21 protein-coding genes are annotated in these 20604 nt (G+C 65.4%); 6 read left to right on the top strand and 15 right to left on the bottom strand.

Features of this window, described 5'->3' with window-relative positions:
* Window positions 1-83 precede the first annotated feature (83 nt).
* Together N3C64_RS08040 and N3C64_RS08045 are read left to right on the top strand one after the other, a co-directional pair.
* Complete coding sequence (locus N3C64_RS08040) at window positions 84-1457, top strand: aminotransferase family protein (RefSeq protein WP_260013788.1); 1374 nt, start codon at window positions 84-86, stop codon at window positions 1455-1457.
* Between the two features lie 135 nt (window positions 1458-1592).
* Window positions 1593-1757: a hypothetical protein gene (locus N3C64_RS08045; RefSeq protein WP_260013790.1), complete on the top strand. Its 165-nt coding sequence runs from the start codon at window positions 1593-1595 to the stop codon at window positions 1755-1757.
* 6 nt (window positions 1758-1763) lie between these two features.
* Here N3C64_RS08045 and N3C64_RS08050 read toward each other — a convergent pair whose 3' ends face one another.
* The 11 genes from N3C64_RS08050 to N3C64_RS08100 form a co-directional block, all read right to left on the bottom strand.
* Complete coding sequence (locus N3C64_RS08050) at window positions 1764-2573, bottom strand: division plane positioning ATPase MipZ (RefSeq protein ID WP_218629913.1); 810 nt, start codon at window positions 2571-2573, stop codon at window positions 1764-1766.
* Window positions 2574-2752: 179 nt separating this feature from the next.
* Window positions 2753-2974, bottom strand: coding sequence for a 50S ribosomal protein L31 (gene rpmE, locus N3C64_RS08055; protein WP_218629912.1), 222 nt, complete (start codon window positions 2972-2974; stop codon window positions 2753-2755).
* Between the two features lie 11 nt (window positions 2975-2985).
* Window positions 2986-3357: a 50S ribosomal protein L19 gene (gene rplS, locus N3C64_RS08060; RefSeq protein WP_218629911.1), complete on the bottom strand. Its 372-nt coding sequence runs from the start codon at window positions 3355-3357 to the stop codon at window positions 2986-2988.
* 234 nt (window positions 3358-3591) lie between these two features.
* The gene (gene trmD, locus N3C64_RS08065; protein ID WP_260013791.1) at window positions 3592-4461 is read right to left on the bottom strand and encodes a tRNA (guanosine(37)-N1)-methyltransferase TrmD; all 870 of its coding nucleotides are present in this window, start codon (window positions 4459-4461) and stop codon (window positions 3592-3594) included.
* A complete protein-coding gene (locus N3C64_RS08070; protein ID WP_260013796.1) occupies window positions 4458-5267 on the bottom strand; it encodes a hypothetical protein in 810 nt (269 codons plus the stop codon). Before N3C64_RS08070 ends, trmD begins: the two co-directional genes overlap by 4 nt.
* Window positions 5264-5773 carry a ribosome maturation factor RimM gene (gene rimM / locus N3C64_RS08075; protein ID WP_218629908.1) on the bottom strand — a complete coding sequence of 170 codons (510 nt, stop codon included), beginning with the start codon at window positions 5771-5773 and terminating at the stop codon, window positions 5264-5266. The genes N3C64_RS08070 and rimM overlap by 4 nt, the downstream gene beginning before the upstream one ends.
* Before the next feature lie 77 nt (window positions 5774-5850).
* Window positions 5851-6204: a 30S ribosomal protein S16 gene (rpsP, locus tag N3C64_RS08080; RefSeq protein ID WP_260013798.1), complete on the bottom strand. Its 354-nt coding sequence runs from the start codon at window positions 6202-6204 to the stop codon at window positions 5851-5853.
* Between the two features lie 42 nt (window positions 6205-6246).
* Window positions 6247-6543 (bottom strand): chorismate mutase, encoded by a 297-nt coding sequence (locus tag N3C64_RS08085; RefSeq protein ID WP_218629906.1) that lies wholly within the window; start codon window positions 6541-6543, stop codon window positions 6247-6249.
* Complete coding sequence (locus tag N3C64_RS08090; protein ID WP_260013800.1) at window positions 6540-7082, bottom strand: GNAT family N-acetyltransferase; 543 nt, start codon at window positions 7080-7082, stop codon at window positions 6540-6542. Before N3C64_RS08090 ends, N3C64_RS08085 begins: the two co-directional genes overlap by 4 nt.
* 3 nt (window positions 7083-7085) lie before the next feature.
* Entirely contained in the window at window positions 7086-8594 is a 1509-nt protein-coding gene (gene ffh / locus N3C64_RS08095) for a signal recognition particle protein (protein ID WP_218629904.1), read from the bottom strand.
* A gap of 237 nt (window positions 8595-8831) precedes the next feature.
* Window positions 8832-9404, bottom strand: coding sequence for an FMN-dependent NADH-azoreductase (locus N3C64_RS08100; RefSeq protein WP_218629903.1), 573 nt, complete (start codon window positions 9402-9404; stop codon window positions 8832-8834).
* 80 nt (window positions 9405-9484) lie between these two features.
* Between N3C64_RS08100 and N3C64_RS08105 the strand changes: the two genes are divergently transcribed.
* The gene (locus N3C64_RS08105; RefSeq protein ID WP_260013801.1) at window positions 9485-10402 is read left to right on the top strand and encodes a LysR family transcriptional regulator; all 918 of its coding nucleotides are present in this window, start codon (window positions 9485-9487) and stop codon (window positions 10400-10402) included.
* Here N3C64_RS08105 and N3C64_RS08110 read toward each other — a convergent pair whose 3' ends face one another.
* The 4 genes from N3C64_RS08110 to N3C64_RS08125 are packed head-to-tail and all read right to left on the bottom strand — an operon-like array spanning window position 10403 to window position 15239.
* Window positions 10403-11617 carry an OpgC family protein gene (locus tag N3C64_RS08110; RefSeq protein WP_218629902.1) on the bottom strand — a complete coding sequence of 405 codons (1215 nt, stop codon included), beginning with the start codon at window positions 11615-11617 and terminating at the stop codon, window positions 10403-10405.
* Window positions 11610-13397, bottom strand: coding sequence for a glucans biosynthesis glucosyltransferase MdoH (gene mdoH, locus N3C64_RS08115; RefSeq protein ID WP_260013803.1), 1788 nt, complete (start codon window positions 13395-13397; stop codon window positions 11610-11612). The genes N3C64_RS08110 and mdoH overlap by 8 nt, the downstream gene beginning before the upstream one ends.
* Before the next feature lie 4 nt (window positions 13398-13401).
* Window positions 13402-13617, bottom strand: a complete 216-nt coding sequence (locus tag N3C64_RS08120; RefSeq protein WP_218629900.1) for a hypothetical protein — start codon at window positions 13615-13617, stop codon at window positions 13402-13404.
* Window positions 13614-15239: an OpgD/OpgG family glucan biosynthesis protein gene (locus N3C64_RS08125; RefSeq protein WP_260013805.1), complete on the bottom strand. Its 1626-nt coding sequence runs from the start codon at window positions 15237-15239 to the stop codon at window positions 13614-13616. The genes N3C64_RS08120 and N3C64_RS08125 overlap by 4 nt, the downstream gene beginning before the upstream one ends.
* A gap of 460 nt (window positions 15240-15699) precedes the next feature.
* On the opposite strand from N3C64_RS08125, the gene N3C64_RS08130 reads away from it, so the two are divergent.
* From N3C64_RS08130 to N3C64_RS08140, 3 genes are read left to right on the top strand one after another with little or no spacing between them, the layout of a single operon-like run.
* The gene (locus N3C64_RS08130) at window positions 15700-18627 is read left to right on the top strand and encodes a monovalent cation/H+ antiporter subunit A (RefSeq protein ID WP_260013807.1); all 2928 of its coding nucleotides are present in this window, start codon (window positions 15700-15702) and stop codon (window positions 18625-18627) included.
* Window positions 18627-18971 (top strand): Na+/H+ antiporter subunit C, encoded by a 345-nt coding sequence (locus N3C64_RS08135; protein WP_218629897.1) that lies wholly within the window; start codon window positions 18627-18629, stop codon window positions 18969-18971. The genes N3C64_RS08130 and N3C64_RS08135 overlap by 1 nt, the downstream gene beginning before the upstream one ends.
* Window positions 18971-20602, top strand: coding sequence for a monovalent cation/H+ antiporter subunit D (locus tag N3C64_RS08140; protein WP_260013810.1), 1632 nt, complete (start codon window positions 18971-18973; stop codon window positions 20600-20602). Before N3C64_RS08135 ends, N3C64_RS08140 begins: the two co-directional genes overlap by 1 nt.
* Window positions 20603-20604 lie beyond the last annotated feature (2 nt).

Raw genomic sequence — 20604 nt, forward strand, 5'->3', positions numbered from 1 at the left:
AACAGAATTGCGCGAAAGCACGAAGCATGGCGCAGTGGGGATGGAAACCGCCGGGCCAACCCGGCCCTGTCAGGATTCGTCCCATGAACATCACCACCAACGAACTGCGCCACGTGATCGAGGCCGACCGCGCCCATATCTGGCACCACTTGATGCAGCACAAGGCGCTGGAGACCACCGATCCGCGCGTCATCATCGAAGGCAAGGGGATGCGAGTCTGGGATGCGGCGGGCAACCAGTTTATCGACGCCGTCTCGGGCGGGGTCTGGACGGTGAACGTGGGCTACGGGCGCGAGACCATCGCCAATGCGGTGCGCGACCAGCTGATCAAGATGAACTACTTCGCCGCCGCTGCAGGCTCGATCCCCGGCTCGCTTTTCGCCGAGCGTCTGCTGGACAAGATGCCGGGTCTGAGCCGCGTCTATTACGCGAACTCGGGTTCCGAAGCGAACGAGAAGGTGTTCAAGATGGTGCGCCAGATCTCGGCCCGCCATCACAAGGGCAAGAAATCCAAGATCCTGTTCCGCGAGCGCGACTACCACGGCACCACGATCGGCGTTCTGGCCGCCTGCGGTCAGGCCGAGCGCGCGGCGATGTATGGTCCCTATCCGGACGGTTTCGTGCAGGTTCCGCACTGCCTTGAATACCGCAAGCAGTGGGACGTCGAGAATTACGGCGAGCGTGCCGCCGATGCGATCGAAGAGGTGATCCTGCGCGAAGGCCCGGATACCGTGGGTCTGCTCTGCCTTGAACCGATCACCGCCGGCGGCGGGGTCATCGTGCCGCCGAAAGGCTATTGGGAGCGCGTGCAGGAGATCTGCCGCAAATACGATATCCTGCTGCATATCGACGAGGTCGTCTGCGGCGTTGGCCGCACCGGCGTGTGGTTTGGCTACCAGAACTACGGGATCGAGCCCGATTTCGTCACCATGGCAAAGGGCGTGGCCTCGGGCTATGCGGCGATTTCCTGCACCGTCACCACCGAGCGCGTCTTCGAGATGTTCAAGGACGATCCGAGCGACCCGATGAGCTATTTCCGCGATATCTCGACCTTCGGCGGCTGCACCTCGGGCCCCGCGGCGGCGCTGGAAAACATGCGCATCATCGAGGAGGAGGATCTGCTGGGCAATACGCTGGCCATGGGCGAGCGGCTCAACGGGAACCTTCATGCGCTGATGGAAAAGCACAAGGTGATTGGCGATGTGCGCGGCAAGGGTCTGTTCCAGGGCGCCGAACTGGTCGCCGATCGCGTGACCAAGGAGCCGGTGGCCGAGAAGCTTGCCCAGCAGGTCGTGGCCGAGGCCAGCAAACGCGGCGTGATCATCGGGGTCACGAACCGCTCGAACCCGGGCTTCAACAACACGCTCTGCCTCAGCCCCGCGCTGATCGCGACTTCCGACGATATCGACAGCATCACCGATGCGATCGACGGCGCCCTGACCGCGGTCTTCGGCTGATAACGCCGCGCCAGCCCCTGAACGGGCTGGCGCAAACCCCTTTTTTGGGTGTCGTGACAAATCCGCAGGCTTGCCGCGTTTTAGTCGCATTTTGCGCGAAAGAATGGTTAATCACTCAACCATGTGGAGATCGAAATGCTCCGTGCTTTCGCATTTCTGACCCGGTGGGGATTGTTCGCACCCGCCGAGGATGACGGCCTCGATGACCGCTACGCGGCCCTGACAACGCGCCGCGCGCGGTTCATACCGCGCAAGCGACGGATCACGCTGTTCAAGGCGCCGGCGCGCAGGTCACGCTGAGCGCGATCAGAAGTTGATCTCGACGCCGGGCAGGCGCAGTTCCTTGAGCAGGTCGCGCAACTCCTGGCGCGCCGCCACGTTCGAGATGTTCAGGTTGTCGACGCCCAGATCCTTGAGATCGAGCAGCGTCATGCCGCGCGGGAACAGCTCGCGGAAGATCACGCGCTCTGAAAAGCCCGGTGCCACACGGAAACCGATGCGCTTCGAGAGCTGTTCGAGCGCCTCGCCGACCTTGCGCTTGTTGTGCATCTGCTGCGCGCCGAGGCGGTTGCGCAGGACGATCCAGTCGATGGGCTTGAGCCCCGCGCGGGCACGCAATTGCCGCGCCGCCCAGACCATCTCCGAGTAGATCGAAGGGCCCGTGACCTTCGAGGTCTCGGGGTCGATCCGCGCCAGCAGGTCGAAGTCGATGAAGCTGTCGTTGAGCGGGGTGATCAGCGTGTCGGCCAGCGAATGCGCGACCTGGCTGAGGCGGGTATGCGAGCCCGGGCAGTCGATAATGATGAAATCGCAAACCGGCTCCAGCTCCGCCACGGCGGCCGAGAGGCGGTGATCGTAGGGGTTCTCGCCGGGGGTAAGGCTGGCAGGATCGACCTCGGGTAGCAGACGGTAATCGGGGGTTGGCAGGTCGAACCCCTCGCGGGCCATATAGGCCAGACGGTTCTCGACATAGCGCCCGAAGCTGCGCTGACGCAGGTCCAGATCGAGCGCGCCGACCTTCCAGCCCATGCGCGCCAGCGCAGTCGCCACATGCATCGAGGTGGTGGACTTGCCCGAACCGCCCTTTTCGTTCCCCGTTACGATGATATGCGCCACGTCGATCTTCCCTTCATCTCGCGCCCTTCCGGCGCTTTGGCACTATAGGTGGCCAAGCCAACCGGTGGAAGCACCTGCTCGCAAGCAGCGTGCAACGGCGCGGAAACGATGTGTTTTCGGCAACAGCCAAAGCAAAAGGGCGCCCCATGGGGCGCCCTTCGCGATACATTCGGCGGGGATCAGAAGCCCAGGCCGGCGTATTTGTTCTTGAACTTCGACACGCGGCCGCCGGTGTCCATCAGCTTGGCCGAGCCGCCGGTCCAGGCGGGGTGCGAGGTCGGGTCGATGTCGAGCGACATGGTGTCGCCTTCTTTGCCCCAGGTCGAACGGGTCTGATATTCGGTCCCGTCCGTCATCTTGATGTTGATGATGTGGTATTCGGGATGGGTATCGGCTTTCATCGGTCCGCTCCTCAGGCTTTGGCTTTGTAGGTGCTGTCTTCGGCGATACGGGCCGATTTACCGCGACGGTCACGCAGATAGTACAGCTTGGCGCGGCGCACGCGGCCACGACGGACGACCTCGATCGAGTCGATGTTGGTCGAGTAGAGCGGGAAAACGCGCTCGACGCCTTCGCCGAACGAGATTTTGCGCACGGTGAACGAAGCGGCGACGGTCGAGCCGCCTTTGCGGGCGATGCAGACGCCTTCATACATCTGCACGCGCGAACGGGTGCCTTCGGTCACTTTGTAGCCGACGCGAACGGTGTCGCCGGCCTTGAAATCCGGGATGTTCTTGCCGAGGGCGGCGATTTGCTCCGCCTCGAGTTGCGCGATCAGGTTCATCGCTTGTCCTTTCAATGCTCGCGGTGGTTCCGCGATGGTCTGGCGCGCCTCAGAGCTCTCGGTCTTCCCTCGGGTCCGGGCCAGTGCCCGCCCGCCAGAGTTGCGGCATCGTTATGAAACCCTTGCCCTTGGCCCGTCATCGGGGAAGTGCCGAAGCATCGGCCAATAGCGAAAGGGTCCGGTGGACAGATTCTGCCCCGGACCCGCGCGATATACGGGTCCGGCACCGATGGGTCAAGCGTCTTCGGCGCCCGGATCGGCCTTTCTGCGTTGGCGTTTTGGCTTTTCCGGGGGCTGGCTCGCCAGATGCGCCTCCCACAGGTCGGGGCGGCGCTCGCGGGTGATCTTTTCCGACTCGGCCCGGCGCCATTTCTCGATCTCGCCATGGTGGCCTGAGGTCAGAACCGCCGGAATCTCGCGCCCTTCCCATTCGGCGGGGCGGGTGTATTGCGGATATTCCAGCAGACCCGAGGAAAAGCTCTCCTCCTCGGTTGAGGCGGCATTGCCCAGAACCTGCGGGATCAGGCGCACCGTCGCATCAAGCACGATCTGCGCCGCGATCTCGCCCCCGGTCAGAACGAAATCGCCGACCGAGACCTCTTCGATACCGTAGTGATCGAGCACGCGCTGATCGACGCCCTCGAAACGGCCGCACAGGATGGTCATGCCCTCGGCCCCGGCAAAGCGCCGCGCCATGGCCTGATCGAAGCGCTTGCCGCGCGGAGACATATACAAAACCGGCCAACGCTCGCGTTCGACAGGTGTGCCGATCGCGGCTTGGTCAAGTGCTGCGCCCACCACGTCGGGGCGCAGCACCATTCCCGCGCCGCCGCCCGCAGGCGTGTCATCGACATTGCGATGCTTGCCCACGCCGAAGGGGCGCAGGTCGATGGTTTCCAGCGCCCACAGCCCCATGTCGAGCGCTTTGCCCGTCAGGCTCAGCCCCAGCACGCCGGGAAAGGCGTCGGGGAAGAGGGTGACGATCTTGGCGGTCCAGGCGCCCTTGAGGCGCATGTCCGCCATCAGATCCCGGGGCTTGAACGAGGCCGAGATGCTCAGCCGCCCGAGCGATTTGGTTGTGGGTTTCGGGGTGTCGTCGGTCATGGGCGGTTCCGATGGTCGTCGCGTGCCAGCGCGTCCTTGCGCTGCTTCAACTCGGCCGGATCGGCGAGCGTGCGGTTGAGATGCAGGAAGGTCTGGGTGGCCGCGTCCGAGTTACCCCGGTTCACATGGCTCGCGCGGGGCAGGGCGGCGATTTCAGCGTCGCTAAAGCCCATCAGGCGCAGTGCGGACGTGGCCGGGCCTTGAGGCAGCGCGCTGATCTCTTCGAGCCAGGCGGTATGCACCGGCACCGGCGCGATGGCGCGCGCCACGGTCGCGGCCTCGGCGTCCAGTGGTGTCAGCGTGGGAAATCCCGCGCGAAAGGCCGGGTAATCCTCGGTCAGGCGGATTGAGCGGGCGATATGCCCCCAGACCGAACGCAGCCAGCTTTCGCCCTCGCGCAGGGTGTAGAGGAACTCGATCCGCGCGGCGGGGCCGAAACGGTGGCGCAACTCGGCCACGATCCCGCGCGCCAGCGGCACGGCGGCGCGGGCCATGCCGCGCACGGGGCCACTTAGTGGGCGGCGATGGCCGGGCATGACGCCCGAAAACCCCTCCCAAGACAGGAAGATCACCGGGGCTTCGGGGATCGCGTTCAGAAAATCGCGCAGCGCGCGACGAAACCGCCATAGACGCCACGGATGCGGGCGCATCCCGTAGCGCCGCGCGGCATTGCCCGCGTCGAGGAAGTCATCCTTGAGGTAGATCGTCACGCGGTCAGCCAGACGGGCACGATGGGCGCGCAGGTAGTCCTGCAGGCTCGACGTGCCAGTCTTGTGAAAGCCCGCATGGACGATGACATGCGTCATTCGACATCCTCGGGCGGGTCGGCGATGATCCGACCGGCCTTGATGTCGACCGTCGGCACCACGGCGCGGGTGAAGGGCAGCATCAGCGTGGTGCGCCGACCGGGGGCGAAGATCTCGAGAATATCGCCCGCGCCAAAGTTCTGCACCGCGCGCACGCGGCCGATGGGCGCGCCGCCAGCGTCGAAGACCTCCAGCCCGATCAGGTCGGTGTGGTAAAACTCGTCATCAGGCAGAGAGGGCAGCTTTTCCCTGTCAACCCAAAGAGTTGCGCCGCGCAGCGCGTCGGCATCCTCCTTGGTGAGCACGCCCGAGAGGCGCGCGCCAAGCCCGCCAGTGACCGGGCGGGTCAGGCGGACGGTGAAGCTGCGCTTGCCATCCTCGCTGTAAAGCGGCCCGTAGGAGGCGATGTCCTCGGGTTCGGTGCAGAAGCTTTTCAGCCGCACCTCGCCTTGAACGCCGAAGGCTCCGGCGATGGCGCCGACACAGACACGATCGGATTGCGACATGGGTAGCCTCCTAGCAGAGCGGGCCGGGCATCGCTGCCCGGCCCGTATTTCTAGCCGAAATCAGGCGCTTGGCCAGATTATTCTTCGGTCGGAGCGGCAGCCTTGGCGGCTTTCTCTTCGGCGCGCTTCTTGGCGCGCTCGCCCGGCTCGGCTTTCTTCATGTTCTTGCGCTCGGTTTTGGCCAGAACGCCGGCAGCTTCGAGGAAGCGGGCCACGCGGTCGGTCGGCTGGGCGCCCTGGCCGAGCCAGTACTGCACGCGCTCCATGTCCATCTTGACGCGGTCTTCCGAGTCCTTGGCCAGCAGCGGGTTGTAGGTGCCCAGCTTCTCGAGGAAGCGGCCGTCGCGCGGCATGCGCGAGTCCGACGCGACGATCGCGTAGTGCGGACGCTTTTTCGAGCCGCCACGGGCGAGACGGATTTTCATAGCCATGGTGTTTCTCCTTTGGATGGCTTGGTGCGGGCTAACAGCCCGTCATTTCTGGAAATTCTCGTGATGCCGGATCACTTCGGAAATCACGAACGAGAGGAATTTGCGGGCGAATTCGGGGTCGAGGTCGGCCTCTTTCGCCAGCCGTTCGAGCCGTTCGATCTGCTGCGCCTCGCGCGTGGGATCGGACGGCGGAAGGTCATGTTCGGCCTTGAGGCGGCCCACCGACTGGGTGTGCTTGAACCGCTCGGCCAGGGTATAGACGAGGATCGCATCGAGCCGGTCGATCGAGGCGCGATGCCCTTTCAGCAACTCGGCGGCGCGGGTGACGGGATCGGTCATGCGAGATCCTCCGGGCAGGGATGACGGTAGACGAGCGCCTCTGCATCGCCCGGGAAGGGCGCGGCGTTGGGGTCGATCACGGCGCCCAGACGTTCGGCCAGCGCGCGCGAGCGGGTATTGGCGGGCGCGATATAGCTGACGGCGGTCTTCCAGCCGAGCGTGCGGAAGGCGTGGTCGCGCGCTGCGGCGGCAGCCTCGGCCATCAGGCCCTTGCCTTCGTTCTCGGCACTCCACATGGTCCAACCGATCTCGTATTCCGGCCAGTTGATCGGCGCCCAGGGGCCGGTCATGCCAAGGCCGCGGTCGCTGTCATGGGTGGTGATGACAAAGCTGCCCCAGCCGCGCATGACCCAGTGGCCGATAACGCCCGCCCAAGCCCGCCAGGCCAGCGCCTCTTCCGGCGCGGTCGCGGCGGAACGGATCCAGTTGCCACGCTCCGACATGAAGAAATCGCGCCAATGCTCCCAGTCCCGCGCGGCGGGCGCGCGGAGCACGAGACGCTCGGTCTCGAGAACCGGAGTGGGCGAAAGCGCGATCATGGCTTACTTCTTCTTGCCGAGGCCAAGGCCCGAAAGCCCGCCCGGAAGGCCCATGCCGCCCATGCCGGGCAGCTTGCCCAGGCCCGGCATTTTGCCGATTGCCTTGGCGGCCTCTTCCATCTTGGCCGGGTCCATCTCGCCCGCAGCCGGAAGGCCGCCGCCCTTGCCCTGCATCGCGGCCATGGCTTGCTTCAACATGCCGCCTTTGCCCATCTTGCCGATCTTCTTCATCGTATCGGCCATCTGGCGGTGCATCTTCAGCAGGCGGTTCAGCTCGCTCACCTCAAGGCCCGCACCGGCGGCGATACGCTTCTTGCGGCTGGCTTGCAGCATCTCGGGCTTGGCGCGCTCGAGCTTGGTCATCGAGTTGATCAGCGCGATCTGGCGGCGGATGGTGCGGTCGTCAAAGCCTGCGTCCTCGGCGGCCTTGGCCATCTTGCCCATGCCCGGCATCATCGACATCACGCCCTGCATGCCGCCCATCTTGAGCATCTGCTCAAGCTGGCCCTTCATGTCGTTCATGTTGAACAGGCCTTTGGCGAAACGCTTTGCCATGCGCTCGGCCTGTTCCTTCTCCAGCACTTCCTGCGCGCGCTCGACCAAGGCGACGATGTCGCCCATGCCGAGGATGCGGCCCGCGATACGCTCGGCCTCGAAGGTCTCAAGCGCGTCCATCTTCTCGCCAAGACCCACGAAGCGGATCGGCTTGCCGGTGGTGGCGCGCATCGAGAGCGCCGCACCGCCGCGCCCGTCGCCGTCCATCCGGGTCAGAACGACGCCCGAAATGCCGACCTTGTCCTCGAACTCCTGCGCGACCTCGACGGCGACCTGACCGGTCAGGCCGTCGACGACCAGAAGCGTCTCGCGCGGGTTGACCGCGTCGCGCACGGCCTGAACCTCGTCCATCAGGACTTCGTCGATATGCAGGCGGCCCGCAGTGTCGAGCATGTAGACGTCATAGCCGCCGAGCGTCGCCTGTTGCTTGGCGCGCTTGGCGATCTGAACGGCGCTTTCGCCCTTGACGATCGGCAGGGTATCGACGCCGATCTGCTGGCCCAGAATGGCCAGCTGCTCCATCGCCGCCGGGCGGTAGATGTCGAGCGAGGCCATCAGCACGCGCTTGCCATTGCGGTCGCGCAGGCGGCGGGCGAGTTTCGCGGTGGTGGTGGTCTTCCCCGAGCCCTGAAGGCCGACCATCAGGATCGGCGCGGGCGGGTTGTCGATTTTCAGCGCATCGGCCTCGCCGTCGCCCGAAAGCATGGCGATCAGCTCGTCATGGACGATCTTGACGACCTGCTGGCCGGGGGTGACCGATTTGGTAACGGCGGCGCCAGTGGCCTTGGCCTCGACCGCCTTGATGAAGTCGCGCGCGACCGGCAGCGAAACGTCGGCCTCAAGCAATGCCACGCGGACCTCGCGCAGCGCGGTGCGCACGTCGTCGGCCGAAAGTGCGCCCTGTTTCGTCAGGCGCTCGAATACGCCGCCAAGGCGTTCTGAGAGACTTTCGAACATCGGCACCTCCTTCAGGTGGCCGGCAAACCCGGCGAACAAACGACAAGCGCACCAGTGGGCGCAACGCGCTGACTGGTGGCGATCCCTGCTTCATGCGGGGACCGGAGGAATCTGCCTCCGGGGAATCTGGGGTTCCTTAAGCAAAAAGCCCCCCGGAGTCAACCGAGGGGCTTTGCAGCGCCGCGCCGCCTCCGCCTGCTGAACACGGGATGGCGGGGACGCGCGGCGCGGGGGAGATCAGGCCGAGAGCTTTTCGATCTGCGCCTCGGCGCGAGCCACCGCCGCGGCTTCGTCGGCGGCTACGCCTTCGGCGGCGACAAAGCTCACATCGGTGATGCCGATGAAGGCCAGAACCTGCTTGATATAGGCCGAGGCGAGATCAACCGCCGAGCCGAGCGGCACCCCGCCCGAGGCATAGGCCACGATCACGCGCTTGGGGCCGGCAAGGCCCTGCGGGCCGTTCTCGGTGTAGCGGAAGGTCTCGCCCACGCGGCAGATCTGATCGATCCAGGCCTTGAGCGGGCCGGTCACGCCAAAGTTGTAGATCGGCATGCCGATCACCAGCACGTCGGCGGCCTTGATCTCCGCGATCAGCTCGTCCGACAGCGCGAGCGTCGCTTTCTGCGCGGCGGTGCGGTTCTCTGCCGGGGTATAGGCGGCGCCGATCCAGGTGCCGTCGATCAGCGGAATGGTGGTGGTGTCACGCTCGGTTACCTCGCCGCCAAGGCGGGCAAGGATCGAGTCGGTGAGCTTGTGGGTCACCGAGGCGGGGCCTTTGATCGAGCTGTCGATCCGCAGAACTTTGGTCATGTGTATGTGTCTTTCGGCTGGGAGGAGGTCGTTTGCATCTGCGGAATAGATTGTCTCTTGCGTTCGTGAACTCAACTGGCATGATCGCACTTGTTTTGTTCGTAGGTGCACATATGCCATTGGAGAATTGGGACGAGATCCGGACGGCCTATCAGGTGGCGCGGGTGGGCACGGTTTCTGGCGCCGCCGAGGTGCTGGGCGTGCACCACGCAACCGTCATCCGCCACGTTGACGCGCTGGAGACCCGGCTGGGAGCCAAGCTGTTTCAGCGCCACCCCCGCGGCTACACGCCGACCGAGGCGGGGCAGCAGCTTCTTTCCGTCGGCAAGGCCACCGAAGATCAGTTCGCGCAACTTGCCGCGCGGATCGCGGGTGCGGGCGAAGAAATCACCGGCGAGTTGATCGTGACCTCGCTGCCGACCGTGTCAGGTTTCGTGCTGCCCGCGCTGAGTGCGCTGATGGCGGAACACCCCGGCCTGCGCATCCGCTACCTGACCGACCAGCGGGTGTTCCGGCTGGAATATGGCGAGGCGCATGTGGCGATCCGCGCGGGCTCGCGCCCGACCGAGCCCGATAACGTGGTGCAGGCGCTTGGCGCGCATCTGGTTGGGCTATACGCCAGCGACGATTACATCGAGCGCAACGGGATGCCGACCGAAGAGACGCTGGCCAGCCACCGCTTCATCGGCGCCGAGCAGCGCGATAGCCGCGCGCCGTTCTTCGTGTGGATGGCGCAGCATATCCCACCCGAACAGGTGGTCTTGCGCGGCAATGACCCGGAGGGTCAGCGTGCCGCAGTACGCAACGGGGTGGGGCTTGGCTTCCTGCCCGCGATTGAGGCGCGCGCGGCCTCGCATCTGGTCGAGGTGATGGGGCCGCGGCCGGAATGGGAATCGCCGCTTTGGCTGGTGACCCATGTGGACCTGCACCGCACGCCCAAGGTTCAGGCGGCGCTGAAGGTGCTCAAGGAAATGGCGACGCGCTGCGCTATGCTGTGATCAGCGCGCTGGCTTGGCGCGCAGACGTGGCGCCGCTGCGGGCATGTCCTGCACCGGGCGCGTGACCGGCGCCGGGGCCTTGGCGTGATCGGTGCTGCGCAGCCACTCGCGGGTGCGGGCGAAACCGTATTGCAGGCCAAGACCGCCGAGGATCAGCACGCTATCCTGCACGAAACCGCCCGGGTGCACCTCTTTGATCGCCTGCGCGAGGATCGCCAGCACCGTGCCCATGGCAAAGACCGGCAGGCCGTGGCGCCCCATCAGGCGCACCGGCGCCATGACGCGCGAGGCGGCGATGGCGGGCACGATGCCGGGCAGGCTGAGCACATAGGCCAGCGCAAGGATATGCAGGAGGCGCGGGCCCGACACGAAGGTCTTGTCGAAATCCACCAGGAAGAAGGGCACGTCCCACTGGCGCAGCTGCCACGAGACATGGCCGAGCGTGGCCATCAGGTAGTCCGACTTCACCCAGATCGCGCAAAACCCGAGCCACGCGACGGCAGGCCAGATCAGGCCGCGCTTGACGGGCACGAACCGCTCGCCCTTGCGCAGGGCAAGGCCGGTCAGGATGCCCAGGCTGAACAAGAGCTGCCAGGCGAAGGGGTTGAAGAACCAGCCGCCCTCAAACGGGTAGTTCGGCAAGTTGAGCCGCAGCATCCCCGTCAGCACCCAGAAGCCGATAGTAAAGCCCAGCAATCCCATCGGGTTGCGCTGCCCCAACCGGATCAGGAAGGGCGCCGCCAGCAGAAGCGCCGCGTACATCGGCAGGATGTTCACATAGCCCAACTGGTGGCCAAGCGTGGCGATCCCGATCAGGAAGGCCAGCGGGTCCTGGGTGAGCGGTTTGAAGGCGTTGCGGGTCAGCAGCGCCTCGCCGCCATACCATTTTGCGGCGGTGGCCACGATGGCGATGGCCAGCATCGCGGTGACGATATGCACCATGTAAAGCAGCCAGGACCGGCCCCAGATCTTGCGGAAGGCGGGGATGTTCAACCCGTCCTTGAGCTTGGGCCCATAGGCCAGCGCGGCGGCGACGCCCGACATGAAGACGAACGCCTCGGCCGCATCCGAATGCCCGAAATTGCGCGAGGTCAGCATCTCGTAGATCGTGCCGGGCACATGGTTGAGGTAGATCATCACCAGCGACAGGCCGCGGAAGAAATCAAGCCGCGGATCGCGGGCACCGGTCGGTAGGGGGGCGTGGGTCTTAGGCATGGATCTTCTCCGGCGCGGCGGGGGAGGGTGCCTCGATCTGGTCAAGCGCGGCGGTCCAGCGCTCGAAAATCGTATCATGCAGTTGCATCACCGGTGCAGGGGAATACTCAGTCGGAACGCCCATCAACTGGCCCGTCGAGGGGCGCGAGGACCACCACAGCAGCACCGGCGCGAAGATCATCGGCCCGCCCACCGGCAGCAGCCACAGGAACAGACCGCGCGCAAAGGCATAGGTGGCGATCAGGCCCAGAAGGCCGATCGCCACGATCCAGTAGGAGGCGGCGAGGCTGTCGCGCAGGCTCAGCGTGCCATCGCCGCGGTTGTTGGTGGGCCAGCCGCCATCGCGGCCCAGAAGCACCTGAAAGACCGAGCGTGTGGCATACATCAAGAGCACCGGCGCGGTCAGCGACGAGAACCCAAGCTCCCCCAGCGTCGAGGCGAAGGCGCGCCCCGATCCGCCAAAGCCCTGCGCGCGGCCGGTCCATGCGGCGCGGGCGGCGATCAGGATCTTGGGCAGCAGCAGCAGGCCGAAGATGCCGATGGCCAGACCCACCGCTTTGGACGCCTCGGAGGGCGGGAAGTAGGGGAAGGGCCAGTAGGGCTCGGGGAAGTAATCGGGCGGCGGGGCCATCAGCGGCGCGGCAATCGAGGCCAAGATGAAGCCAAGCCAGAACAGCGGCGCGATATAGGCCATGATGCCCTGCGCAAAGACAAAGCGCGACCAGGCCCGCAGCCCCGGCGCGCCGATGATGCGCGAGTGTTGCAGATTGCCCTGACACCAGCGGCGGTCGCGCTTGGCGTGATCGACGATATTCTCTGGGCCTTCCTCGAAGCTGCCGCCAAGGTCGTCGTCAAGCCGCACGATCCAGCCTGCGCGCGCCAAAAGTGCCGCCTCGACGTAATCGTGGCTCATGACATGGCCGCCGAACGGGGGCTTGCCCTTCAGCGCGGGCAGGCCACAGCTTTCGGCGAAGGCGCGCACGCGGACGATGGCGTTATGGCCCCAGAACGGGCCGGTCCCGCCCTGCATCATGGCCAGACCGCGCGCGAAGACCGGCGAGAAGAACGAGGCCGAGAACTGCATCGCCCGGCCAAAGCGCGAGCGCGCACGGATCACCTTGGGCAGGGTTTGCAGCAGGCCAAGGCGCGGCTCTGCCTCCATCCGGCGGATCATCTGGAGGATCGTCTCGCCTTCCATCAGGCTGTCGGCATCCAGGATCACGGCGTAATCGTAGGCGCTGCCCGAACGGGTGATGAAATCCTCGATATTGCCGGCCTTCTTGCCCACGTTCTGCTCGCGCCGGCGGTAGAAGAAGCGGCCCATCCCGTCGCGGTCCCGCACCAGATGCGCGAACATCTGCACCTCGCGGCGGGCGATGGTCTCGTTGCGGGTATCGGAGAGGATGGCGAAATGGACCTGCGTCGGATCGCCCGTCGCGGCCAGCGAGGCATCCATGGCGGCAACGCGCGAGAAGGTCGCCAGCGGGTCCTCGTTATAGACCGGCACCAGCACGATCGAACGGCCACGGATCGGGGTGCTCGGGTCATAGACGGGCGGGCGCGTGAAGGAGGTCAGGCCGATCAGTGCCTGCACCGCGCCCCAGGCCAGCCAGAGGGTCGAGATCAGGATCAAGAGCGCGCGCAGGATATCCAGCGTATCGAGCCCGTCGGCCTCACCGAACTGCAGGAACAGCACAAAGGCACCCAGCCCGGCAATCAGGCTGAGCGCGAGCGCAAGCCCGCGCAGGGCGTAAAGCCCGAGGCGCGCGGTCCGCGTCACGATCTCAGAGGCCAGCCCCGGCCGAGGGGGCTGCGGGGTGGTGCGGCAGCAGGCTGCCGAAGAGGCGACGCATCAGGCCGATCTGGGCCTCGATCACCTGCGGCGGCATGGCCATCGGCGCCTGCGGCAGCGCGCAGGGGCCGGCAACCAGATCCGCCGGGGTCAGGGAGGCCAGATAGTCGATCGGGGTAGCCGCCGTGGGGAGGGTATGTGCGGTCATGCCTTGATCCATTGATAAAGCCAGGTTTCGGTCAGTTTGCGGCCGTAGCCCGCGATATGCGCGGAAAGCTCCACGGTTGCGCCTTTCGGGGCGGCCACGTCAAGCACGAGCCGCCAGATGTCGGTGCCCCAGATATGCGACAGCGTCTGGGTCTCTATCTCGCCGTTGGTGACGGTGGTCACGATCTTCAGCGCGTCGCCCGCGTCGCCCGGCAGGTTGCCCAGCATCCCGCCCTTGAAGTCGATGACGAATTTGCGCGTGCCCTCGGTGTTCTCGACGCCCGAGACGCCGCCGATCCCGGCGCGGGTTTCCAGCACATGCGCGCGGTCGTCGCGCTCATCATAGGCCAGATCGCCCCACCGCAGGCGGTAGGAGAATTCACGGCTCTCGCCAGCCTTGACGGCGCCCTCGGGCACCCAGAAGGCGACGATATTGTCGTTGACCTCGAGATCCGAGGGGATCTCGACCAGGCGGATCGCGCCGCGGCCCCAGTCGCCCATCGGCTCGACCACGCAGGAGGGGCGCTTTTCATAGAAGGCGGCGGCGTCCTGATAGTGATCGAACTCGCGGTCGCGCTGGTACAGGCCGAAGCTTTTCGGAGCGGTCTCGGCGAAATAGCTCGACGCAAGGCGCGAGGGGTTCGAGAGCGGACGCCAGAACATGTCGCCATCCGCGCGCACAATGCCCAGACCGTCGCTGTCATGGACGTTCGGGCGGAAGTCGTCGAATTCGTGGCGGTTGCGCTCGGCGAACAGGAACATGGAGGTCAGCGGCGCGACGCCAAGTTGTTCGATGTCGGACCGGAAGAAGAGGCGGGCGGTCACGTCCATCACCGTCTCGGCGCCGGGGGTGATGACGAAGCGATAGGCGCCGGTCAGCGAGGCGCTTTCCATCGCGGCATGCACCACGATCTGCTCGGCGCCGCCCATCGGGCGCTCGATGTAGAAGCGGGTGAAGCGGGGGAACTCCTCGGCCACCGGAAGGCCGGTGTTGACCGCCAGGCCGCGCGCCGAAAGACCATAGGCCGAGCCGCGGCCGAGCGCGCGGAAATAGGAGGCGCCCTGGAAGGCGACCAACTCGTCGAAGATATCGGGGCGGTTGAGCGGGTTGTGCAGGCGGAAGCCGGCAACGCCGGGCAGCTGCGCATGTTCGGGCACGTGGTCGCGTGCCTCGCGCTCATAGATGAAATCGTCGGTGTCGAAGCCCATGATCCGGGCCTGGCCGTCGTTGATCTCGTAAAGCAGCACCGGCTCCTTGAAGAGCCAGCCCATGTGGAAGGCATGCAACTGGAACTGTGCGCCCTCGATCTCAGCGAAACGTGCGCGTTCGGGATTGAAGCGGATCAGGCGGTAGTCGTCATAGGTCAGACCCGACAGGAAGCTTTCAGGGATCTGGACCGAGACCGGAGGCTGCGTCGAAAGCGCGCGCATTTCCTCGGACAGGGCGTCGAAGCTGAACGCTTGCTGCGGCGCAGCAATGACAGGCGCAGGGGCCGGCGTTTCCTGCGCGAAGGCCATGCGCGGAAGTGCTGTGGTGCAGGCAAGCGCTCCGCCCGCACTGAGTGCGGCGATCAGGCGGCGACGGGTCAAGAGAGATGCGGAAAGAGGCCGGGCTACAGACATTTATTTTCCAAGGTATCTCAGATAGTTCTAAAGGCCACCCGCAGGCAGCCTTGTCGCCAATTTCTTACGCATAGTGCTGAAAAACTTGCAAGAGAGCATTGCGTTACAGAAGGGTCAACTGCATGTGAAATGCAGCTTTCCGCGGGTTGTTGCCGCTCCGCAGCAAAAGGTCGGCAATTTATTGCTTGGCAGCCCGTTTTCCGGGCATTTTCTGTCGCGATCCAGCGTGGTGTTCGGCGGACGCATGCAACGCCGCGCGCCGCGCCCAAGCACTGAGTCGCGCCGGGCGGGCGAATGTTAGCGGACGTCACGCGCCGATTTCATGGCGGTTATGCTTGACAGTCGGGGGTGGCTTTCGCACTTAGGGATAACACTAGCGCCACAGGCTTGGCGCGCGCGGCCTGTCACAGCGGACGGGGGTGTGCGCCTCCAAAGGCCCGCCGGAGAACGGACCAGAAAGATGTCGCCTGCCCTTATCGCCGCCCTTCCCTTCCTCGGAGCCTTGCTGCCGGGTATCCTGATCCGAACGGGTCGCTCGAATACCGCGTTCGCGGCGGGGCTGACCTCGGGGCTGGCACTGCTGGGGCTGTTGTTGCACCTGCCCGCAGTGATGCGTGGCGAGGTCGTGCAGGCGCGGTTCGAATGGCTGCCCGCGATTGGCCTGAATGCCAATTTCATGATCGACGGTCTGGGGATGCTGTTTGCGACGCTGATCCTGGGGATCGGCATCCTGATCATCATCTATGCGCGCTTCTACCTGACCAAGGCCGATCCGGCGGGGCAGTTCTACACCTATCTTCTGCTGTTTCAGGGCGCGATGGTGGGCATCGTTCTGTCAGATAACATCCTGCTTTTGCTGGTGTTCTGGGAGCTGACGTCGCTGTCGTCCTTCCTGCTGATCGGGTTCTGGAAGCACCTGCCCGAGGGTCGACAGGGCGCGCGTATGGCGCTGACAGTGACCGGCCTTGGCGGGCTTTCGATGATCGCGGGGATGCTGATCCTGGGCAACATCGCGGGCAGCTACGACATCTCGGTCATCCTGACGCAGAAGGCCGCGATCCAGGCCAGCCCGCTTTATCTGCCGGCGCTGATCCTGATCCTGGGCGGGGCCTTCACCAAGTCGGCGCAGTTCCCGTTCCATTTCTGGCTGCCGCATGCGATGGCCGCGCCGACGCCGGTCTCGGCCTATCTGCACTCGGCCACCATGGTGAAGGCGGGGCTCTTCCTGATGGCGCGGCTGTGGCCGGTGCTCTCGGGCACGCCCGAGTGGTTCTACATCGTCGCCACGACCGGCCTCATTACCATGCTGATCGGCGCCAAGATCGCGCTCTTCAAGGATGACCTGAAGGCGCTGCTGGCTTTCTCGACCGTCTCGCATCTGGGCCTGATCACCTTCCTGCTGGGGCTTGGCACCAAGACGGCCGCAGTGGCGGCGGTCTTCCACATCATCAACCACGCGACCTTCAAGGCCGCGCTGTTCATGAGTGCCGGGATCGTCGATCACGAAACCCATACACGCGACCTGAAGCGCCTCGGCGGGTTGCGCCACCTGATGCCGGTGACGGCGACCATCGCCACCATCGCGGCGCTGTCGATGGCGGGGATCCCGCTCTTTAACGGCTTCCTGTCGAAGGAACTGATGCTTGAGGAGGCCGCGCATACCGTCTGGGCGGGTGCGGCGTGGTTGGTGCCGCTGGTCGCGGTGATCGCGGCGCTGTTTTCGGCCGCCTATTCGTTCCGCTTCATTGTGCATGGCTTCTTCGGCCCGGTGCGCGACGACTATCCGCACAAACCGCATGATCCGAATTTCGGCATGTGGCTGAGCCCGGCTTTCCTTGTCGTGCTGGTGGTGCTGATCGGCCTGATGCCGATGACCTTCGCCGGGCCGGTGGTGCAGATGGCGGCCGATGCGGTCGTCGGCGGCGGGCTGCACATGCATCCGATCAAACATTGGCACGGGCTGACCCCGGCGCTCGTCATGTCGATGATCGCGACGGCTGGCGGTATCGTGCTGCTGCTCAGCTTTGCCCCCCTTAAGCGCATGTGGGAGGCCGCCCCGCGCCCCGAGGCCAAGGCGATCTTCGACTGGATCGTGGCGCGCTGCGCCTGCGTGGCAAGCTGGATCACCTCGGGTCTGCACAACGGTTCGATGGCGCGCTACCTGATGATGTTCACGCTGGCTTCGATCGCCGTGGGTGTCTGGGCCTGGAGCGGCGGCACGCAGGGTCCGCCCACGCGCGAGATGCTTCCGATCACGCCGGTCGCGCTGGTGGGTTGGGTGATGCTGATCACCGCCACGGGCTGTGTTGTCGCCTTCCACCATAACCGCTTCCTTGCGCTGGTGCTGATCTCGATCGTCGGCCTGATCGTATCGATCTGCTTTATCTATCTCTCGGCGCCCGACCTTGCGCTGACGCAGATCTCGGTCGAGATCGTGACGGCGGTGCTGATGCTTCTGGCGCTGAACTTCCTGCCCAAGACGACCAAGATCGAGTCGAGCCGCCTCAAGCAGGGCTTCGACGCGGTGCTGTCCATTGCGGGCGGTCTCGGGATTGGCGCGCTGATCTATGCGCTGATGGTGCGCGACTTCGCCTTCGAGACAATGTCGAACTACCACCTGGCAAACTCCTACAAGCTGGGCGGCGGCGACAACGTCGTGAACGTGATCCTCGTGGACTTCCGGGGCTACGATACCTACGGCGAGGTCACGGTGCTCGGCATCGCCGCGCTGGTGATCTTTGCGCTGACCGAGGCGCTCCTGAATGGCACGGCTTCGAAGAAGCTAATCGCCTGGCGCCCCGACATGCTGCGCGGCGGCGACAAGCACCCGCTGATGCTTCTGGTGGCGACGCGTGTATTGCTGCCCATAGCGCTGCTGGTTGGCGTGTTCATCTTCCTGCGCGGGCACAACCTGCCGGGCGGGGGGTTCATCGCCGGTCTTGTGGTCGCTATCGCGCTGGTCATGCAATACATGGCCTCGGGCTTTGCCTGGACCCAGGCGCGGCAGAAGGTTTACTACCATGTGCTGATCGCCTGCGGGGTGCTGGCCGCCGGGATCACCGGCGCCGGCGCCTGGTTCAACGGGATGCCGTTCCTGACCTCGGACTTCGGCTATTTCAAACTGCCCGGGCTTGAGAAGTTCGAGCTGGCCACGGCGGCGGGCTTCGATCTGGGCGTGTTCCTGGGGGTTGTCGGCTCGGTGCTGCTGGCATTGGGCGGGCTGAGCCGTCTGGCCCGGCGCGCAGCCGTGCTGGATGAGGAAAGAGGTGCCCATATCGTGGCCGAGAAACCCGAGGCGCGCGAGGTCGCGGCGGTTTCCTCGGTAGCTTACCCTGAGGGCACACCGCTGCCGCGCCGCTGGCTGAAAGCGCGTGGGGAGGAACAATAATGGAAGCTCTGGTTGCAAGCGCTGTCGGCATCATGACCGCCGCGGGGATCTATCTGATCCTGCGGCTACGAACCTTCCCGGTGGTTCTGGGCATGGCGATGCTGTCCTACGCGGTGAACATCTTCCTGTTCGCCACCGGACGGCTGGCGGTCAACCTGCCGCCGATCCTCGGCCATGCGGGTGCCGAGACCGCCGGTTACACCGACCCGATCCCGCAGGCGCTGGTTCTGACCGCCATCGTGATCTCGTTCGGGATGACGGCCGTGGTGGTGATGCTGTCGCTTGGCGCCTTCATCGAGGCAGGCGATGACCGGATCGATCTCGGGCCGGAGGAGAAGAAGTGATGGATCACTGGATCGTCGCACCGGTCGTTCTGCCGGCTTTTCTGGCACCGCTCATCGTGCTGTGGATGCGCTTCGATCTGCGCTCGCAGCGGGTTTTCTCGGTCGCGGGGATGACCGCGCTGGTCGCGCTGGCGATCGCGCTGGCGGTTTCGGCCAGCACCAATGGACCCGAGGTCTACCGCCTTGGCAATTGGGAGGCGCCCTTCGGCATCGTCCTGGTGCTCGACCGTCTCTCGGCCCTGATGCTGCTGCTGACCTCGGTGCTGGGGCTTGCCGTCGTGCTCTACTCGATCGGTTCGGGATGGGACAAGCGGGGGTGGCATTTCCATTCGCTCATGCAGTTCCAGATGATGGGGATCAACGGCGCCTTCCTGACGGGGGATGCGTTCAACCTCTTTGTCTTCTTCGAGGTGCTGCTGATTGCCTCCTATGGCCTGATGATCCATTCGGGCGGCGAGGCGCGGCTGAAGGCGGGCGTGCAATATGTGGTCTATAACCTCGCGGGTTCGACGCTGTTCCTGTTCGCGCTCGGCACGATCTATTCGGTCACCGGTACGCTGAACATGGCCGATCTGGCGCAGAAAGTGGCGGTAATGCCGGCCAGCGAGACAGGCCTTCTGCGCGTCGGCGCGGGGCTTTTGATGCTGGTTTTCGCGGTCAAGGCCGCGCTGGTGCCGTTCCAGTTCTGGCTGCCCGCGACCTATACCAACGCGCCCGGTCCGGTGGCGGCGCTGTTTGCGATCATGACCAAGGTCGGCGTCTATGCCATCGTGCGGATCTATACGCTGGTCTTCCCGGCGGGCGGCACGATCGGCTGGCTCGCGCAAGAGGTGCTTCTGCCCGCCGCCGCCATCAGCCTGATCATCGGCATGATCGGCGTTCTGGGCGCGCGCGACATGGGGCGCACCGTGGCCTATTCGGTGATCGGTTCGGTCGGCACGATGATGCTGGCCTTCGCGCAATTCACCGAAGGCGCGACCGGCGCGGGCCTTTACTACATGGTGCATTCGACGCTGGCTGCGGCCGCGCTGTTCCTGATCGTCGATCTGGTGCGCGAGCGGCGCGGGGCGGCGGGCCTTGCGATCACGCCGGTGCCGCCCATTCGCAACGCCGGGCTGATCGCGGGGATGTTCTTTGCGGGCGCTATCGCCATGGCCGGGATGCCGCCGCTGTCAGGCTTCATCGGCAAGCTGATGATCCTCGATGCGACGCGCGGCCAGTGGTGGCTCTGGGGCGTCGTGCTGGTGACCTCGCTTATCGCCATCGTGGGCTTTGGTCGTGCGGGCTCGACCGTGTTCTGGAAGGCCCATGCCGCTGCGGGCGATCAGCCGGAACCCACGAGGGATGCAAGCTCGCCGGGTCTGGCCTTCACCGCGACCGGAGGGCTGATCGCGGGGCTTGTTGCGCTGACGGTTTTTGCCGGCCCGACAACTGCCTGGCTGAATGCCACGGCGCAGCAGCTCTACACGCCCTCGGCCTATATCGATGCGGTGATGGTGGGCGCCTATGAGCGGGCCTGGGCCGCGACCTCGGGGCATGAGGACAGCCACGCGAACGAACCCGCCGAGGGCCACCCACCCGCCGAAGATCACGGCACTGACGCCCCGGCTGAGCCGGCCAGCGGATATTGAGG

The organism is Sedimentimonas flavescens, from assembly GCF_025154035.1.
GTDB lineage: Bacteria > Pseudomonadota > Alphaproteobacteria > Rhodobacterales > Rhodobacteraceae > Rhodobacter > Rhodobacter flavescens.